Origin of the sequence: Pseudodesulfovibrio sp. lm2024, from assembly GCF_051175575.1 — a bacterium.
GTDB lineage: Bacteria > Desulfobacterota > Desulfovibrionia > Desulfovibrionales > Desulfovibrionaceae > Pseudodesulfovibrio > Pseudodesulfovibrio caledoniensis.
Map to the genome: position 1 here is coordinate 4,130,428 of NZ_CP195092.1, position 17,528 is coordinate 4,147,955.

The window sequence follows — 17,528 nt, forward strand, 5'->3', positions numbered from 1 at the left end:
TTCTCCAAAACTTTATATACCGCTTCGCAGGAAGCGGAGCTCAGTCACACACAGATGCCTTTTATTACCACAGCCATCTCCATCTCTGTACATAGCACTTACTGTAGCATTCCCTCGCACGCGCGCAGCCTACAAAAGGTTTAGGAAGGGAGAGGGGATGGGGGTTCGGGGGAAGGGGAGAGGGAAACCCTTTTCCCAAAGGATTTCCCTCTCCCCTTCCCCCGATTCGCTCTACTTCAGATATTCGTTCTGCCCGGTGGCTTCCAAGACGGAGGACCACCAATCGGACTTGATGTTGATGCGTCGGCGTTCGGTGGCCACGAGATCCAGGGGCAGGTGGACCATACTTGATTTGAGGCGCGACACCACCATACCAGTCTTGCCGGCCATGGCCGCGTGCACGGCGTTCTGTCCCAGGAACCCGCAATAGACACGATCGCCCGCATTGGCCGGGACGGATCGAATCAAGTAGCTGGGATCAATAAATTTGAGGTTGATCTCGAAATCCTTGGCCTGGGCGTACTCCTCCAGCTGGTCGACGATGAGACCGCAGATGTCGCCCAGTTTGGGGTTTCCGGAAGGGTCGCGCTCGATCTCGGTGCCGAGCAGGTCCTGGCCCGCGCCCTCGGCGCAGACGATGATGGCGTGCTTACGCTCCTTGAGCCGCTTTTCCACGGCTTCCAGCAGGCCGCCCTTGCCGGTCAGGGAGAAGGGCTGTTCCGGGACCAGGAGGAAGTTGACCTCCTGCATGGCCAGGGTGGCCTGGGCCGCGATGAAGCCCGCCTCGCGACCCATGAGCTTGACCAGCCCCACGCCCATGTCCACGCCCGTGGCCTCCACATGGGCGCACTGGATGACCTCGGCCGCCTTTTCCACGGCCGTGTCGAAGCCGAACGAGCGGGTGATGAAGTTGATGTCGTTGTCGATGGTCTTGGGGATGCCGATGATGGCGATGTTTCGCTTGCGCGCCGTGACCTCGTTGACGATGGACTTGGCCGCGCGCATGGCCCCGTCGCCGCCGATGACGAAGAGCACGTTGATATTCAGGCGTTCGAGCGAATCGACTATTTCTTCAGCGTCTTGCAGGCCACGTGATGAGCCGAGGATGGTCCCGCCGAACTGGTGGATGTGCGAGACGGTTTCCGGCGTGAGCTCCTTGATGTCATAGCCGTACTTTGGGATAAAGCCGCGCAACCCGTTGGTGATGCCGAGCACGTGGCGCACGCCGTAGTGGTAATGGGCCTCGTGCACGATGGCCCGGATGACGTCGTTGATGCCCGGGCAGATACCGCCGCAGGTGACGATGGCGCACCGGGCTTTGGACGTGTCGAAATAGACGCGCTCACGCGGCCCGGCCTTTTCGAAGTCCTTCTGCAAAACGTCCGCGTCCAACTCGGTCAACTCGCCAGAGGTGAGCATCAGGGTGGTGGGGCTCGATTCGTCCACAAACCTCGCGCTCTTGAGCGGAGAATGTATCTTGGGCTGACCAAGATTCGGAATATCGGTAACAAAATCGAAATGTTTCATCGTATTTCACTCCGTATTTCGCACGCAGCAACTTTTGGTCATTCCTGCCAGAAACTCACCTGAGGTTCGGGCAGTTCGGTAACGGTTTCCCTGAGATCCTCAGGGGTTGCCGTGGCCGCGCCCACCTGGGCCACGACCACTCCGGCCGCGTAGTTGGCCAGGGTGCAGGCGGTCAACAGGTCCATGCCCGCGGCCAGGGCAAGGGCGGTGGTGGCGATGACCGTATCGCCTGCGCCGGTGACGTCGAAGACCTTGCGCGCGAAGGTCGGGATGTGCCGTATGGAATCCTGGCCCTCGAACAGGGCCATGCCATCGGGCCCGAGGGTGATGAGCAGGTTGCGGCAACCCAGCCGCCGGAAGATGGCCCGGCCCGCTGCGATGATGGACTCGCGGTCGGACACCGGCAGATTCGCGCCCTCGCTGGCTTCCTTGGTATTCGGGGTGAGCAGGTCTACTCCCTGGTAGAGATCGTAGTTCACGGTTTTGGGGTCGACCAGGATCAGCGGCGGGGTGGAGCGGCCTTGAACCATGGGCATGAACCGGTCCATGAATTCCCTGGAGATGAACCCCTTGCCGTAGTCGGACAGGATGATCACCGGATAATCGGGCAGGTTCTCTTCGAGAATGACGAACAGAGTGTCCATCTCGGCAGGGGAGAGGGGACCGATGCGCTCCTGGTCCACGCGCACCACCTGCTGGTTGTGGGCGATGATCCGGGTCTTGACCGTGGTGGGACGTTCTTCGTCCTGGATGAGCCGGGTGCTCAGGCCCGCCTGACCGCACAGGTCCTCGAAAACCTGGCCGTTGCGGTCCCTGCCAACGGCCCCGATGAGCAGGGGTTTGCCGCCCAGGTCCGCGATGTTGCGGGCCACATTGCCCGCGCCGCCCAGGAGGAAGGATTCGTCCTTCACCTGGACCACCGGCACCGGCGCCTCAGGCGAGATGCGTTCCACGCCGCCGATCAGGTAGTGATCCAGCATGAGATCGCCTATGATCATGACCTTATGCCCCTTGAGGGCCTTGACGGCTTCCAGAATCATTTCATGTGACATATTGTAAACAACCAATGTTTTTCTACTGTTGGTTCAAGTGTTTTATCAGATCGTCATCGCCCGCAACAACCGGGTGTACATGGTTGCAGCGCCGTGGCGAGAGTCCTTGTTATCAGTTCTTGCTCACGATCGCCCGACTTGGGTGGCCCGGCGCGGCTTGATCCCCTCAGGAGAACTGTACTCCAAACCGTTCCACAACAGACCGCAAGTCATCTTCAGCAGCATAACTCACCGTCAATTTACCTTTTTCCGGGGAACCTGAGATTTTAACCGTAAGGCCCAACATATCGGAAAGCTCGCCCTGAAGGGACTCCAACCGAGGATCGAGCTGCCGGGGCTCGGGTTTAGCCGAACGAGAAGCGGGGGAGGCCCCGAACTCATCCGCGCCGGGGAGCCTGCCGTTTTGCTTGTAGAAGGAGGCCTGGGCTTCGGCCTGGCGCACGGTCAACCCGTTCTCCGAGATGCGGCGGTGCAACTCGGCCTGGGGTTCCGCGTCGAGCACAGCCATGATCGCCCTGCCGTGTCCAGCGGAAAGCACGTTCTGCTGGATATCGGTCTGCACGGATTCGGGCAGGTTGAGCAACCGCAGGGAGTTGGCCACGGCCGAACGGCTCTTGCCCACCTGGCGGGCCAGCTCTTCCTGGCTCAGTCCGAACTCCTGCTGCAATCGCTGGTAGCCGAGCGCCTCTTCCACGGCGTTCAAGTCCTCGCGCTGCAGGTTCTCGATGAGCGCGATGGCCAGGCTCTCCTGGTCGGACATCTCACGGACCAGGGAGGGGATCTCGGTAAGCCCGGCCTTTTTGGAGGCCCGCAGTCGCCGCTCACCGGCCACCAGCTCGTATTTTCCGCCCCCCAAAGGGCGGACCAGGACGGGCTGGAGCACCCCCCGGCTCTCGATGGAGGCGGCCAGGTCGTTCAGGGCCTCTTCGGAGAACTCGCGCCGGGGCTGGTGCGGGTTGGGGGTGATGGCCCCCACCGGGATCAGGCGCACCTCGGCGGCGTCGGAAGTGACCTTCTCGTCCTCGCGCACGCCGCCCAGCAACGCATCCAGCCCACGGCCCAAACCCCTGTTAGTCGATGTCATATATCACTCCTGTCTCGCTTGTAATTCATTCCTTGCCCAAAAAGGGCAGAGTGCCTATAACGCCCCGAAGATAACCCAAGGGAGCGAATATGTCCGATCAAATCAACGAGCTTTTCGACAAGGACGGCAACCTCATCGGCGCGCTGCTGACCGCCGAGGCCTGGACCGCGGTGCGCGATCAGGTCATGACCGCGCTGGGCGTCCAGGACGCCCCGGCCGTCCCGGAAAAACCGGAACCCACGGCGGACTGGGCAATGCTGACCCAGTACTGGGATTTCCCGTACCCGGTGGACATGGACGTGGCCTGCGAGCATTGCGGCAGCAAGACCGAAAACTGGTCCGAGGACGATCCCCGCCTGTTCCGTCTGACCAGCGCCAACCTGGCCGGGCTGGTCGCTTTCAAGTGCATGAACTGCCAGGCAAAGGTGGTCAAGAAGCACTTCAAGGACGAGATCGTCACCGAATGCACCCCCTACATTGAAGAGAAGATCACCTCCAAGGAAGGGCGGTACTGATCGCCGCCTGCTCACGTTCGCGCCGCCCGTTCATCACGGTGCGGCGCGGCTGTTAAAGAACCTGTCTAAGCCCCGGCCGTGGCGCTTCGTTCCACCTCCTGAGCCAGGGCGAGATACGCCTCCGCACCCCGCGACTTGATATCATAGTTGATCACCGGTTTACCAAAGCTCGGCGCCTCGGAAAGCCGCACGTTTCTCGGGATGATCGTCTCGAACAGGTGCTGGGGGAACGCCTTGCGCACCTCGTTCTTGACCTGCCACGACAGCCGGTTTCTGGAATCATACATGGTCAGGACCACGCCGAGGATATCCAGATCCTGGTTGAGGCGCTTGCGCACCAGTTCGTAGGTCATGAGCAACTGCGCAATGCCTTCCAATGCGTAATACTCGCATTGCAGCGGCACGAGCAACTCGGTTGCCGCGCATAGGGCGTTGACGGTCAACAACCCCAGGGAAGGAGGGCAGTCAATGAGAATGAAATCATACTGTTCATCCACCTGTTCGACCAGTTCGCGCAGGTAGAATTCCCGCCCGAACTTGTCCACCAGCTCTATTTCCGCACCGACCAGATCCTGGGTACCGGGCAGGATATCGAGGAAGGGCACCCCTGTCTGGTAGATGGCCTTGCCGATGTTCTTGGGCTCGAAGAGAACGGTGTAGATGTTCTCGCGCTTGTCGCCGGGGTAGAACCCAAGCCCGCTGGATGCGTTACCCTGGGGGTCGCAATCCACCAGGAGAACCCGCTTTTCCATCACGGCCAGGGAGGCCGCCAGGTTGATGGCGGTTGTCGTCTTGCCCACGCCGCCTTTCTGATTCGCAATCACGATTCTTCTCGCCACATGACCCTCGCTTTCGAGCTGCATTTGATGCGTTCGAGACTCCGTCGCCTGTTTCACGTGAAACATTTTCCCGATGATCAGGAGTGTTTCACGTGAAACAATGTCCTCTTGTCGTTTCAAATGTCGTAGGCTGAATGAAAAACAAAGGCAAGGGTAGAGGGTGGAAATGGGGGGAAAAGACACAAAAAAAAGGGCGGCTGACGCCGCCCTGATGATCGTGATGATCAGACTCTACTCGCCGTAATACTCTTTGTACCACTCGATAAACTTGCGGATGCCATCCTCGATAGAGGTGTCGGGCTTGAAGCCAACATCGCTCTGCAGGTCGGAAACGTCAGCCTCTGTGGCCGGAACGTCGCCCGCCTGCATGGGCATGTAGTTGTAGATGGCTTTTTTGCCGACCACTTCCTCGATGACCTCGATGTAGCGGGACAGCTCCACAACCGTGTTGTTGCCGATGTTGTAGATCTGGTAGGGGACCGAGCTGGTGCACGGGTCGGGGTTGTTGCCGTCCCAATCGGGGTTGGCCACGGCGGTGCGCTTGAGAACCCGGACCACACCCTCGACGATGTCATCGATGTAGGTGAAATCGCGGCGCATCTTGCCGTAGTTGAAGACATTGATCGGCTTCTCTTCGATGATGTTCTTGGTAAACAGGAAGAGCGCCATGTCCGGGCGGCCCCACGGTCCATATACCGTAAAGAAGCGCAGCCCGGTGGTGGGCAGGTTGTACAAGCTCGAATAGGAGTGGGCCATCATCTCGTTGGCCTTCTTGGTGGCCGCGTACAGGCTCATGGGATGATCAACCCCCTCGTGCGGGTTGAGCGGCATTTTGGTGTTCAGACCGTAGACAGAAGAGCTGGACGCGTAGGCCAGGTGCTCCACGCCGTTGTGACGGCAGCCTTCCAGGATGTTCAAAAAGCCGACCACGTTGGAGTCGACATAGGACCTGGGGTTCTCGATGGAGTAGCGTACGCCGGCCTGGGCAGCCAGGTTGACGACATGGGTGAACTGCTCGCCCTTGAACAGCTCGGCCATAGGCTCGGCATCTTCCAGGTTGATGTTCACGTGCTTGAACAAGGGGCTCTCCTCAAGAATCTTGAGGCGGGCCTTCTTCAGGTTCACGTCATAGTAGTCGTTCAGGTTGTCCAGACCGACGACTTCATGCCCTTCACCGGTCAAACGCCTTGAAAGATGGAAGCCGATGAAGCCTGCCGCTCCGGTCACAAGTATCTTCATATGAATGGTCCTTATCCTGCTCTGGTCAGGTGGTTTTAAGCGGAGTTGAAAAATCGGTGTCGACGCAGTGCGTGGATCAACCGTCTCTTACTCCACTCCATGCCCTGAGGGCAAGTTTGCAATATTGACTTTTCGAATTGGAAAAACGGAAATGTGTACAAACGGGATTCCATACAAATATTTTGTCTAACAGTCCGCCGAGAGCCCTTATGGGCTGGGGCTTTGCGGGGATTAGCCCAAAAACGGCGGATGCGCTGCTTTTGCGAAAAAAGCGACTTGCAATCCGCCAACGAACCAATGTCGCGCCTAAAGCGAAATATGCGCGATTTTCGGACAATTGGATCGTTTTATTGACTTAAAGGCGAATATTGGTGATCCCGTCCACGGCCATCTGCTGTTCATGAGGCAACATGTCGATGAGCCGGGCGATGGGCGGCAGCTTGTGGACAATGACGTTCTCGAGAAGATGCGTCACCGCCTGCGTGTCCGCGTCGGGCAGGATGACCCGCAGGGCCTCGTCGCCGAAACAAACCACGTGCGGGGTATGCCACAACTCCCAGCCGCGCCAGAACATGGATGTGTCCGGTTGCAGCGCCCCGTTGACCAGCGCGGCCACCGGCCAGAAATTGATGGTGCCCGGAGGCCACTTCAGGTGGGCCTGTAAATTTTTCAACACGGCCCGCCGCCTTGGGTCGGACTGACCGCCCAGGTCCAGGCCAAGCTCCATGTAGGTCATGATCACCCGCGCGTCGGGTTTGGTGAAGCGCAGGAACTGCGACCACGGAGCCGGAAAATTCGGTATGGGAGATTCCGGCGCGCGAACGGGGGAGGGCGCTTGTGCTTGGGGCTGACGTGGCGCCTGTCGGCCCTGCGACGGGACCGACTGTTGCGGTCGCATTGCTTGCGGTTGTTGCGGAGCGTTGCGGTCCGCCTGCGGCGCTGCGTGCGCATCAGGCCGGGCCTGTACCTGTTCGGGCTGCGCCTCGGCGGTCAGCCCGCCGGGGGCATAGACGAACTCCAGCCCGGACTCGAGCCAGGGGCGCAGGCTCTCGCGCACGTTCAGTCGAGCAGAAGGTGATCCCATAATCTCCACGCCACTTCGGTTTTGGGCAGTTGGGGCCACTGTTCCTTGCGGCCCTTGGCGTCCAGGACGAACATCTCGTTGGTGGCCACGCCGAAGCCGCTACCCGCCTTGGCGATGTTGTTGGCCGCGATGAGGTCGAGGTTCTTGGCCGCGAGTTTGCGGGCCGCCTCCTCGCGGATGTTGTCGGTCTCGGCCGCGAAGCCGATGAGCTTCTGATCTTCGCGCTTGGTCTCGCCCAGGCTCTTGAGGATGTCCGGGTTCGTCTCGAACTCCACGGTGATACCCGCGCCCGCCGAGGTCGTCTTCTTGAACTTGGTGTCGCCAAACGGCACGGGCCGGTAGTCGGCCACCGCCGCGGTCAGGCAGCCCATGTCCATGGTCGGCCACAAGTCGGTGCAGGCATCATACATCTGCCGGGCGGTGGTCACCGAGACCACGCCCATCCCGTCAGGGAAAGTCAGTGCGGTGGGTCCGGCCACCACGGTCACATCGGCCCCGCGCAGGTAGGCGGCCACGGCCACGCACGCGCCCATGGTTCCGCTGGACGGGTTGGACCAGAAGCGGACCGCGTCCCACGGCTCGCGGGTGGGCCCCAGCGAGACCAGGACCTTTTTGCCTGCCATGTCCTGAGGAGCGAGGGCCTTGAGCGTGGCCAGGAAAATCTCGTCCACCGGGGCCAGCCGCCCGGTGCCGATGTCGCCGCAGGCCACGGAACCGGCCTCCGGCGACACGTGGATAAAGCCCAGATCGCCGAGCATGTCCCAGTTTCTCTGGGTGGCCGGAGCCGCCCACATGCGCGGGTTCATGGCCGGGGCCACGATCTTGGGGCCGGGAAAGGCCAAAGCCTGGCAGGAAAGCATGTCGTCGGCCAGGCCGTGCGCCAGCTTGGCGATGATGTTCGCCGTGGCCGGAGCGATAAGCATGACGTCCGCCGTCTGGCCGGGTTCCAGGTGGCCGAAGGCGGTGTCCGCGTCCGGCGTCTCGCTGAACATGCCGGTATAGACCGGGGACGCGCCAAGCGCCTCGAAAGAGAGCGGAGTGACGAATTTCGCCGCCGCATCGGTCAGCGTGGCGGAAACCAGGCAGTCGGCCTCCTGCAGGGAGCGCACCAGGTCGATGGCCTTGAAGGCGGCAATGGAGCCGGACACGCCCAGGTGGACGCGCTTGCCCATGAACCCGGCAAAGCCGTAGTGGGGCTGCATGCTACTTTCTCTTCACGTCGCCGGAGTCCTTTACCTCCACGGCGAAAATGGTCGTGGTGGACGAGGCGAAGGTGTCGTCGATCTCAATGACGCAGCTCTTGTTGTACTTCTCGAACGTCAGGAACTGGACCGAGCTGGCCTTGTTGTTGGACATCAGCGTCCAGTTGTCCTTGGTCATGTTGTTGATGAAGTACTGCACAAGCTCCGGTATCTCGACGCGGCCCTTGAACTTCATGATCGAGGCCCGGAACTTGGCGTTGTCCAGCTTGTAGGACCCGTCGTTCTGGTAGTCGATCTCCTTGGGGATCATGATGTCGTCGAAGTCCAGATAGTAGTCCGGCTCCTGATAATTCTGCGCGGCGGCCTGGTCGGAACCCGAGGAAGAAGAAGTGGACGTGGTGGTGCAGGCGGCGAGAACGCCGACGAGCAGAAGGGGCAAAAGAAGTTTGATGAAAGAACGCATGATGTCCTCCTCGGGTATATGCGGTGAAACCGTTATTGTTTACGTCAGGACGCGGCTTCCTTGAGCCGGTCTATCTTGTCCTGGAGATATCTTTCCATGTCCCGCCGATCCTTGCGCAGCCGGACCAGTTCGCTCTCGAGAATCTGCAGCTTGGCCTTGATGTCCGAGGTGTCGAAGGTCAGCTTCAGGGCCATCTCCTCGATCTCGGCGTCCTTCTGCTCCAGGGCGCGGGTCTGCTCCATGATCTCCTCGGGCAGGGCGGGTTGTCCGGCCGGCAGCTGCTTAATGCGCTTCTGACTGCGGGCCAGGAGCACGAAGGCGGTCTTGAGCTTGTGGATGTCTTCCTGCTGCCGCTCGATGACGGACTTCTGGTCCGCGATGACCTCCATGCAGGAGGTCACCCGGATCAGGACGTCGTTGAAGGTGGACGCCAGATCGGCGAACCCTTCGCCGGAGCCTCCGGGCGCGTTGGCCGGGGTATGCTCCACCTCGATGGTCCGGGGAAACTCGCTGCGCAGCCTGTCGTCGATCTCGTTGGTGACCAGCCCGTCGCCGTACAGCCGGGAGATGCGCTCGAAGATGACCGCCGACTCCTCGGGATATTTGGTCACGCGGCCGATCTTCCGGCCCCCGAGGAAGTCCTTGAACAGGGCGGCATACCGGCGCGCGGTCGGTGCGGGGATGCGGGTGCGTTTGGCTATCTCAGCCACGGAAAGCCAATTCATGCATATGAAATACCATGAATACGGCCAATATCAAGCCCCTGGCAGCAAATGGCACAACCTTGACATAGCCTCCCGATATCATTGTAAAAGAAAAAGATTCCGTTGAAATTCCAGGTGTTGTACAACCTGGTCCGACAACGAGGACGGACATATATTTATGGAAATACCCGAAGATTACCGACTGTCGAGCTACGACTACGAACTGCCCGAGGACCGCATCGCCCAGGAACCGGCCCAGCGCCGCGACGGCTCCAGGCTCCTGGTCCTGGACCGCGCGGCCGACAGCCTGACCCCGGCCCGGTTCACGGACCTGCTGGACTACCTGCCGGACAACTGCCTGCTGGTGGCCAACAATTCGCGCGTCATCCCGGCGCGCATCTTTGGCCGCAAGCCCACGGGCGGCCAGGTGGAGTTCCTGCTGCTCACGCCGCTGCCGCTGCTTGAGCCGAGCGAGGAGGGGGGGTGGTTCACCGCCCGGGCCGAAGGACTGCTGCGCGCCTCCAAGGGCCCCAGGACCGGCACGGTGGTGACCTTTGCCGACGACTTTTCCCTGACCGCCGAAGAACCGGGCGAGTTCGGCCGCTGGCAGGTCACCCTGCGCTGGAAGGGCGACCTGACGGCTCTGTTCAACGCCCACGGCCACCTGCCCCTGCCGCCGTACATCAAGCGCCCGGACGGCGAGGCGGACCGGGAGCGGTACCAGACCACCTACTCGAACACGGACAAGACCGGGTCCGTGGCCGCGCCCACGGCGGGGCTGCACTTCACTCCCGAGCTGCGCGAGCGGATCAGGGCCAAGGGCATACAGTGGGCCGAGGTGACCCTGTACGTGGGCTACGGGACCTTCAGTCCGGTTCGCTGCCCGGACATCCGCGACCACCGCATGCACGCCGAGTACATCGAGGTGAGCGAGGAGACCGCCGAGGCGGTCCGCAAGGCCAAGGCGGAAGGGCGGCCGGTCATCGCCGTGGGCACCACCAGCGCCCGCACCCTGGAAGGCATGGTCCGCGAGGCCGGTTCCGTGCGTCAATTCCGTGGAGAAACCGACATCTTCATATCCCCGGGCTATACTTTCCGGGTGGTCGACGGTATTCTGACGAACTTCCATTTGCCAGAATCGTCGCTCATCATTATGATCTCGGCTCTTGCTGGCAGAAAAACTATTCTGGAAGCATACGCGTTCGCCCTGGAAAACAATTTCCGATTCTTCTCCTACGGAGACGCGATGCTCATCCTGTAAACGCGACAACATTTCATTATCACAAACAGAACTGGAGAAATTCATGTCTCGAATCGAGGTCCGGGAAGATCGGTGCAAGGGGTGCCTGCTCTGTACCACCGTCTGCCCCGTAGACATCATCGTCCAGTCTGACCGGTTCAACGTCAGCGGCTACAAGGTCGCCGAGGTGCCCGAGGCCGACAAGGACAAATGTACCGGCTGCGCATCCTGCGCCCAGATCTGCCCGGACGTGGCGATCAAAGTGTACAGGACCCCAAAGACCAAAGAGGGGAAGTAGCATGAGCAAGACCAACGAACGCATTTTCGTCAAGGGGAACGAAGCCATCGCACGCGGCGCATTGGCCGCCAAGTGCAAGTGCTTCTTCGGCTATCCGATCACCCCCCAGAACGACATACCCGAATTCATGTCCTCCGAGATCATCAAGGCCGGCGGCGACTTCGTCCAGGCCGAGTCCGAGGTGGCCGCGGCCAACATGCTGCTCGGCGCGGGCGCGGCAGGCGTCCGGGCCATGACCTCCAGCTCCTCGCCCGGCATCGCGCTCAAGCAGGAGGCCATCTCCTACATGGCCGGCTCCGAGGTCCCGGCGGTTGTCGTGAACATGAACCGGGGCGGCCCGGGCCTGGGAGACATCGGCCCGGCGCAGGGCGACTACTACCAGTCCACCCGGGGCGGCGGACACGGCGATTACCGCCATTTCACCCTCGGACCCGGCACGGTCCAGGAAGCCTACGACCTGACCATCAAGGCCTTTGACATCGCCTTCAAGCACCGCACCCCGGTGCTCATCCTCGGCGACGCCATCCTCGGCCAGATGAAGGAGCCCATCACCCCCTGGGAACCCGAGAACATCGACGAGGAAGCGGGCCGCGACTGGGCCATCACCGGACGCACCGGCGGCCGCGAAAAGCGTCTGATCAAGTCCCTGTTCCTCGAGGAAGGGGCCCTGGCCGAACAGAACAAGCATCTCCAGGCCAAGTACGATTCCTGGAAGGAGTTGACCGAGGCCGAACAGTTCGAGACCGAGGACGCGGACCTGATCATCTGCGCCTACGGTTCCATCGGTCGCATCGCCAAGTCCGCGGTGCGCAAGTTCCGCAAGGAAGGCAAAAAGGTCGGCCTGTTCCGACCCATCACCCTGTACCCGTTCCCGTCCGACGAACTCAAGGCGCTGGCCGAGCAGGGCAAGCGGTTCCTGACCATCGAACACAACCTGGGACAGATGCTCGACGACGTGCGCCTGGCCATCCGGACCGTGGCCGACTCCGACTTCTACCCCATCTACCCCGGCAACCTGCCCACCCCGGACGAGCTCGAGGAGCCGATCCTCAAATGCCTGGAGGGTAAATAAATGTCCGAAATGAACGAAAAGCTGGTCTTTGACAGGCCCGATTCCGTCATCGACCGGCCCACCCATTACTGCCCGGGCTGCCATCACGGCATCGCCCACCGGCTCATCGGCGAGCTGCTCGACGAGATGAACCTGGCCGAAAATACCCTCATGGTCACCTCCATCGGCTGCTCGGTCTTCCTCTACAACTACCTCAACGTGGACGCGGTGGAGGCCCCCCACGGCCGCGCCCCGGCGGTGGCCACCGGCGTCAAGCGCGCCCGGCCCGAAAAGTTCGTCTTCACCTACCAGGGCGACGGCGACCTGGCCTCCATCGGCATGGCCGAGATCATGCACGCCGCCAATCGCGGCGAGAAGATGTGCGTGGTCTTCGTCAACAACACGGTCTACGGCATGACCGGCGGCCAGATGGCCCCGACCACCATGCTCGGCCAGATCACCACGACCACCCCGGCCGGGCGCTGCGTGACCCACGAGGGCGCGCCCATCCGCATGACCGAGATCATCGCCTCCCTGGGCGGCACCGCCTTTGCCGCGCGCGGTTCCCTGGACTCCGTGGCCAACATCAAGAAGGCCAAGAAATACCTGAAAAAGGCCTTCGAATTCCAGGTCAACGGAACCGGCTTCGGCTTCGTCGAGCTGCTCTCAGGCTGCCCGACCAACTGGAAAATGACCCCGCTCAAAGCCAACGAACGCATCAAGGACGAGATGATTCCGTACTTCCCGCTCGGCATCTACAAGGATGTGTCCGAGGAAGGAGGTGTCTGCTGATGCGCTACATGGATTCCATCATCGCGGGCTTCGGCGGCCAGGGCGTTATGCTCATCGGCAACCTGCTGGCCTACGCGGGCATGAAGGACGGCCTCAACGTCACCTACATCCCGGTCTACGGCCCGGAGATGCGCGGCGGCACCGCCAACTGCACGGTCGTGCTCTCCGAAGAGGACATCGGCTCGCCCATCATCCACCGGCCCAAATCCCTCATCGCCATGAACCGCCCGTCGCTGGACAAGTTCCAGCCGCGCGTCGTGGACGGCGGCATCCACATCGTCAACTCCTCGCTCATCGACATGGAGCTGGCCGACACGGACCGCCTCAAATGCTACGGCGTGCCCTGCAACGAGATCGCCGACGAACTGGGCAACACCCGCATGGCCAACATGGTCGCCATCGGCGCCTTCGTCCAGGCCTCCGGGATCATCCCGCTGGATGCCGTCATCGGCTCGCTCGAAAACGTCATCTCCCCGCGCTACCACAAGCTCATCCCGGCCAACACCAAGGCCATCGAAGCCGGCGCCAAGCACGTCGCCTAACCGCGCGGCGGATAGCCATTAAAAGGTCTCGTCAGCTTGCGCTGACGAGACCTTTTTTTGCCTCCGGCGGCCGGGGGGAAGGGGAAGGAAAACCCTTTGAAAAGGGCTTTTCCTTCCCCTTCCCCCCGGACTCCCCATCCCCATCCTTTTCTAAACTTTTTATGCCGCTTCGCGTGGTGAACATTATATTTTTGGAATTGGGACAATTCGAACATGTTATGTAGACAATACAAAAAAGAAGGGCTGTTCCTTATTGTGGAACAGCCCTCGGAATTCAACTTTCCCGCGGTCCTGCCGAAGGCACACAAAAAGTTTGGAAGCGAGGTCCAGGGGGGAAACTTTTTCAAAAGTTTCCCCCCTGGCCGCCGGAGGCATTCCTTCCCCCTGTCAAGTTGCTTTTTTATGCTTATCGGGTGCTTTTGGGCGTCATTCTTCGACAAAACAGGGTGTTGGCGAAAATCGGGGGTATGCTGGTTTGGATTCCCGGGGGTGGACCTCGGGGGCGAAACCAGGAGGTTGCCATGGCAGCACCATATCTCTGTGATGTGAGGCGCGGCCCGGACGGGCGCATTGTGGAGAAAACCGAGACGGTCCGAGGGCGCAAGTCAACCTGGACCTATGCGTATGACTCCGGCGGGCGGCTGGCCGAGGCCAAGCTGGACGGACGGCTGATCTGCCAGTGCTGGTACGACCGTGAAGGCCGTCGGGTGCGGGATTACCTGCCCGCCACGGCCGGGGCGAATTATCGCGACTACCAGTACACCCCGGACAACCGGCTGATGCGTGCCGGGGGCGGGCAGTATTCGCACGACGAGCGCGGTTTCCGGTCCATCTGGTCGGACAAGGGCGTGTATACTTTGTACGAGTACAGCCCGGACTATCGGCTGCTCAAGGCCGAAGAGGAGGACCGCGACAAGGCCTTCACCTTTGCCCACGACGAGGACGGGCAGCGCGTGGCCAAGTACAGGAACGGCCAATTCGTGGAGGCCTACCAGTGGCTCGACTTCGTGCGCCTGGCCGCGTTTCACGACGGGCGGCACCAATACGAATTCGCCTACCGCGACGGCGAGCGCACGCCCTTCGCCATGCGCCGCGACGACGGGACCGTGGCCGGACTCTTCTACGATCAGGTCGGTTCCCTGCGCGTGGTTGCCGACGTAGACGACAACGTGATAAAGGAAGTGCTGTACGACCCGTTCGGCGGCATCATCGAGGACACCAACCCGGACCTGCGCCTGCCCATCGGCTTCGCGGGCGGCCTGCACGATCGGGACCTGGGCTTCGTCCGCTTCGGCTGGCGCGACTATGACGTCAGGACCGGCCGATGGACCGCGTCGGACCCACTGGGCGACAAGGGCGGGGACCCGGATTGGTATGGGTACTGCCTGGATGACCCGGTGAATGGGGTTGATCCGTTGGGGTTGATGGGTAAAGCCGCTAGTCCGGTCATCCGTCTGGGAATTAAGATGACTAGTAAAAAGGCCGCTGAAAAAAAACCGGATAACAAGTTTCTACGAGATTTGAACCGATTTCTAAACGGCAAAGGCTTGGATGCGGACCCAATGGCCACAGACTCTGACAGCGACGGGATATCCGATTATTACGATGAGGATTCTGAGTGGAATCAGAAAAAAATGGCAAGGTAAGACATGGATGCAAAAAAGAAGATTACTCCTGCATACAACATAGTGTTGTTTGTTATTTGGTTTATATTTCAAGTCACAGTGACGCTTTTGTCATATAAAAATGAACCTGATATGCTTATCGATGCGCTCTTTGATTATAACGCCTTCATGGGCGTAGGACTCATGCTGGTAATATTCACAATGGGTGCAATTCTCAGTGTGTGGTTGATTATGTCATTCTGGGAGCGGTTTATTTCGAAAGTCTTCAATGTCAGACAGATAACCGCTAACGAAGCACTGAGCATCGTGTTGGTTCTCTCAATCCTTACCGTAAGCTAACAAACCCGGCCGGACTGCTTTGTCCAGTCCGGCTGGCGTATTCTAAGGGGCAGCGTTTATCGTCACCGCTCCATATGTTAGCCAGGTGGCTTTTTTTCTTCGCTTGTTTGTATGTGCGTTGGTCAGCGTTATAAGGAAGTGCTGTACGATCCGTTCGGCGGCATCATGGAGGACACCAACCCGTGCCTGCCCATCGGCTTCGCGGGCGGCCTGCACGACCGGGACCTGGGCTTCGTCCGCTTCTGGTCTCACGACCACTATGTCAGGACCTGCAGCGACCCTCGCCGAGCGAGATGAAGAAAGCGTGGCGTATTCTCGCTGCCGATAAGTGAAACAAAACAAAGCGGCCTGCCGGATGTTTTCGGTAGGCCGCTTTCATACATATGTCGATACGGGCTAGAAGCTCGGGATGTCGTCCTGCTTTTCGGTCAGCAGGAAGTCGCCCTTGAGGATCCATTCCTTGAGCTTGTCGGCCACTTCCAGGGACATGGAATGGGAGGTCACGGGCACGGTGGCGGTCTTCTTTTCATTGACCGTTATGTGGCCGGTGCGCAGCTCGGCGAAGGACACGCGGGTGACCTCGCGGGGGATGCCGTTGGGGTAGTCGTAGCCGTAGTCCTTGACCGGCATGGAGATGTCCTCGTTGGACACCCCGGTGAACCAGGCCATTTCCTCGTTGAGCATGGGGATGGGGATGCCCACGCCGAGCGCCAGGGACACGCCGTAGCCGATGATCGACTGGGCGCGCACGTAGCGGGCGTTCATCTTCTTGAAATCGCCCTTGAGCATGAGCGTGCCGGAGCCGCTCTCCGGGATGCCTCGCTCGTTGCGCTGGGGCTTGCTCACGTGCTGGGTGCCCTCGCCGATGACGTAGCCCACGCCGCCGCCCAGGAAGATGCGCGTGCCCATGCCGATGGTCCGGAAGTACGGATCGTTGAACAGCGGGGAGAGCGCGCCCGAGGTGGCGTAGTTGACGTTGGACCCGTTGGCCTTGAGCGGGCCCATGTACGTGTAGATGGTCCGGTTGGTCAGGTTCACGGCCGCGTTGTAGTTCTGGTAGCAGTTGCGCGGGTTGAGCATGACCGCGTTGGGCAGATCGGCCAGGGTGACGTCCTTGTCCAGCTCACGCCGGGGATAGCAGTCCGTGCCGTAGGCCTCGGCCCGCAGGTGCACGGCCTTACCGCGCAGCAGGTCCTCCATGACGTGGGCCCCGCCGTAGGCGAAGCGGCCGGGGTGGACCTTGTTCAGCGGATCGTCGTCGGACGGCTCCGTGGCGCCCAGATAGGCGTCCACGGCCGCGATGCCGCTGTAGCAGGGCACGTTGTTCAGCCACAGCTTCGAGACCTTCATGACCGGCGGCTGCTGACCGATGTTGAAGAGCAGCCCGGAGGAGCACATGGGGGAGAAGGTGCCGGTGGTGACCACGTCCACTTCCTGGGCGGCCTTGACCTTGCCTTCCTTCCTGACGATCTCGATCATCTCCTCGGCATTGACCACCACGGCCTTGCCCTGGCGGATGCGTTCGTTGATCTCCCTGACCGTCTTGTTCACTTTGAATTCTGCCATTACTATCCTGCCTTCGCCCCCGGGGGTGCGGCCCGCGCGGGGGTGTTGTTCCATTCGTAAAGTCCACCCCTTGTAATCCAAATTCGCCGGAAGGAAAACCAGCATCTTGCCCGGGCCGGGCCGAGTCTGTGCATAACTCGCCGGACAGAGGAAAACTCCGTGTTTTCCGCATGTTTTCAACAGGCGCTGTCCATGGTTTCGAAAAGCGCCTTTTCCGTGCTCAAAATAAGGGAAAAATCGGCGGAAAAGCTTGGCTTTGGGGCCATTTTGGGGTATAGAATCAAATAAATTTCGGGAGTTTGTTTAGACTCGAAATTCGTTTTTTTAAATACTTAAATTACAACTGGTTATAATCGGCGACATCCT

General features: G+C 60.6%; 18 protein-coding genes. 8 read left to right on the forward strand and 10 right to left on the reverse strand.

What is annotated here, in order from left to right; translation table 11 throughout:
* Positions 1-231: 231 nt before the first annotated feature.
* The 3 genes from ACR42D_RS19260 to ACR42D_RS19270 form a co-directional block, all read right to left on the reverse strand.
* On the reverse strand, positions 232-1,527 hold the full coding sequence (locus ACR42D_RS19260; RefSeq protein WP_484568408.1) for an ATP-dependent 6-phosphofructokinase: 1,296 nt from the start codon (positions 1,525-1,527) through the stop codon (positions 232-234).
* A gap of 38 nt (positions 1,528-1,565) precedes the next feature.
* The gene (gene rfaE1 / locus ACR42D_RS19265; protein WP_484568409.1) at positions 1,566-2,579 is read right to left on the reverse strand and encodes a D-glycero-beta-D-manno-heptose-7-phosphate kinase; all 1,014 of its coding nucleotides are present in this window, start codon (positions 2,577-2,579) and stop codon (positions 1,566-1,568) included.
* Between the two features lie 166 nt (positions 2,580-2,745).
* On the reverse strand, positions 2,746-3,663 hold the full coding sequence (locus ACR42D_RS19270) for a ParB/RepB/Spo0J family partition protein (RefSeq protein ID WP_484568410.1): 918 nt from the start codon (positions 3,661-3,663) through the stop codon (positions 2,746-2,748).
* Between the two features lie 89 nt (positions 3,664-3,752).
* On the opposite strand from ACR42D_RS19270, the gene ACR42D_RS19275 reads away from it, so the two are divergent.
* Positions 3,753-4,178: a hypothetical protein gene (locus ACR42D_RS19275; protein WP_484568411.1), complete on the forward strand. Its 426-nt coding sequence runs from the start codon at positions 3,753-3,755 to the stop codon at positions 4,176-4,178.
* A 65-nt stretch (positions 4,179-4,243) separates the two neighbouring features.
* On the opposite strand, the gene ACR42D_RS19280 is transcribed toward ACR42D_RS19275, so the two are convergent.
* From ACR42D_RS19280 to ACR42D_RS19305, 6 genes are all read right to left on the reverse strand, one after another.
* Positions 4,244-5,017, reverse strand: a complete 774-nt coding sequence (locus tag ACR42D_RS19280; RefSeq protein ID WP_484568412.1) for a ParA family protein — start codon at positions 5,015-5,017, stop codon at positions 4,244-4,246.
* Positions 5,018-5,248: 231 nt separating this feature from the next.
* A complete protein-coding gene (locus tag ACR42D_RS19285; RefSeq protein ID WP_484568413.1) occupies positions 5,249-6,256 on the reverse strand; it encodes an NAD-dependent epimerase in 1,008 nt (335 codons plus the stop codon).
* Between the two features lie 355 nt (positions 6,257-6,611).
* Positions 6,612-6,992, reverse strand: coding sequence for a hypothetical protein (locus ACR42D_RS19290; protein ID WP_484568414.1), 381 nt, complete (start codon positions 6,990-6,992; stop codon positions 6,612-6,614).
* Between the two features lie 323 nt (positions 6,993-7,315).
* Positions 7,316-8,542 (reverse strand): bifunctional phosphopantothenoylcysteine decarboxylase/phosphopantothenate--cysteine ligase CoaBC, encoded by a 1,227-nt coding sequence (gene coaBC / locus ACR42D_RS19295; protein ID WP_484568415.1) that lies wholly within the window; start codon positions 8,540-8,542, stop codon positions 7,316-7,318.
* Position 8,543: 1 nt separating this feature from the next.
* A complete protein-coding gene (locus tag ACR42D_RS19300) occupies positions 8,544-9,005 on the reverse strand; it encodes a hypothetical protein (RefSeq protein ID WP_484568416.1) in 462 nt (153 codons plus the stop codon).
* A gap of 44 nt (positions 9,006-9,049) precedes the next feature.
* Positions 9,050-9,715: a hypothetical protein gene (locus tag ACR42D_RS19305; RefSeq protein ID WP_484568417.1), complete on the reverse strand. Its 666-nt coding sequence runs from the start codon at positions 9,713-9,715 to the stop codon at positions 9,050-9,052.
* A gap of 172 nt (positions 9,716-9,887) precedes the next feature.
* Between ACR42D_RS19305 and queA the strand changes: the two genes are divergently transcribed.
* From queA to ACR42D_RS19340, 7 genes are all read left to right on the forward strand, one after another.
* On the forward strand, positions 9,888-10,970 hold the full coding sequence (queA, locus tag ACR42D_RS19310; protein WP_484568418.1) for a tRNA preQ1(34) S-adenosylmethionine ribosyltransferase-isomerase QueA: 1,083 nt from the start codon (positions 9,888-9,890) through the stop codon (positions 10,968-10,970).
* 43 nt (positions 10,971-11,013) lie between these two features.
* Positions 11,014-11,247 (forward strand): 4Fe-4S binding protein, encoded by a 234-nt coding sequence (locus tag ACR42D_RS19315; RefSeq protein ID WP_484568419.1) that lies wholly within the window; start codon positions 11,014-11,016, stop codon positions 11,245-11,247.
* Between the two features lies 1 nt (position 11,248).
* Complete coding sequence (locus ACR42D_RS19320) at positions 11,249-12,319, forward strand: 3-methyl-2-oxobutanoate dehydrogenase subunit VorB (RefSeq protein ID WP_484568420.1); 1,071 nt, start codon at positions 11,249-11,251, stop codon at positions 12,317-12,319.
* A complete protein-coding gene (locus ACR42D_RS19325) occupies positions 12,320-13,090 on the forward strand; it encodes a thiamine pyrophosphate-dependent enzyme (RefSeq protein WP_484568421.1) in 771 nt (256 codons plus the stop codon).
* A complete protein-coding gene (locus ACR42D_RS19330) occupies positions 13,090-13,632 on the forward strand; it encodes a 2-oxoacid:acceptor oxidoreductase family protein (RefSeq protein ID WP_484568422.1) in 543 nt (180 codons plus the stop codon). Before ACR42D_RS19325 ends, ACR42D_RS19330 begins: the two co-directional genes overlap by 1 nt.
* 521 nt (positions 13,633-14,153) lie before the next feature.
* Entirely contained in the window at positions 14,154-15,278 is a 1,125-nt protein-coding gene (locus ACR42D_RS19335; protein ID WP_484568423.1) for an RHS repeat domain-containing protein, read from the forward strand.
* A gap of 429 nt (positions 15,279-15,707) precedes the next feature.
* Positions 15,708-15,893 carry a hypothetical protein gene (locus ACR42D_RS19340; RefSeq protein WP_484568424.1) on the forward strand — a complete coding sequence of 62 codons (186 nt, stop codon included), beginning with the start codon at positions 15,708-15,710 and terminating at the stop codon, positions 15,891-15,893.
* Positions 15,894-15,992: 99 nt separating this feature from the next.
* On the opposite strand, the gene ACR42D_RS19345 is transcribed toward ACR42D_RS19340, so the two are convergent.
* Positions 15,993-17,162, reverse strand: a complete 1,170-nt coding sequence (locus ACR42D_RS19345; RefSeq protein WP_484568425.1) for a homocysteine biosynthesis protein — start codon at positions 17,160-17,162, stop codon at positions 15,993-15,995.
* Positions 17,163-17,528 lie beyond the last annotated feature (366 nt).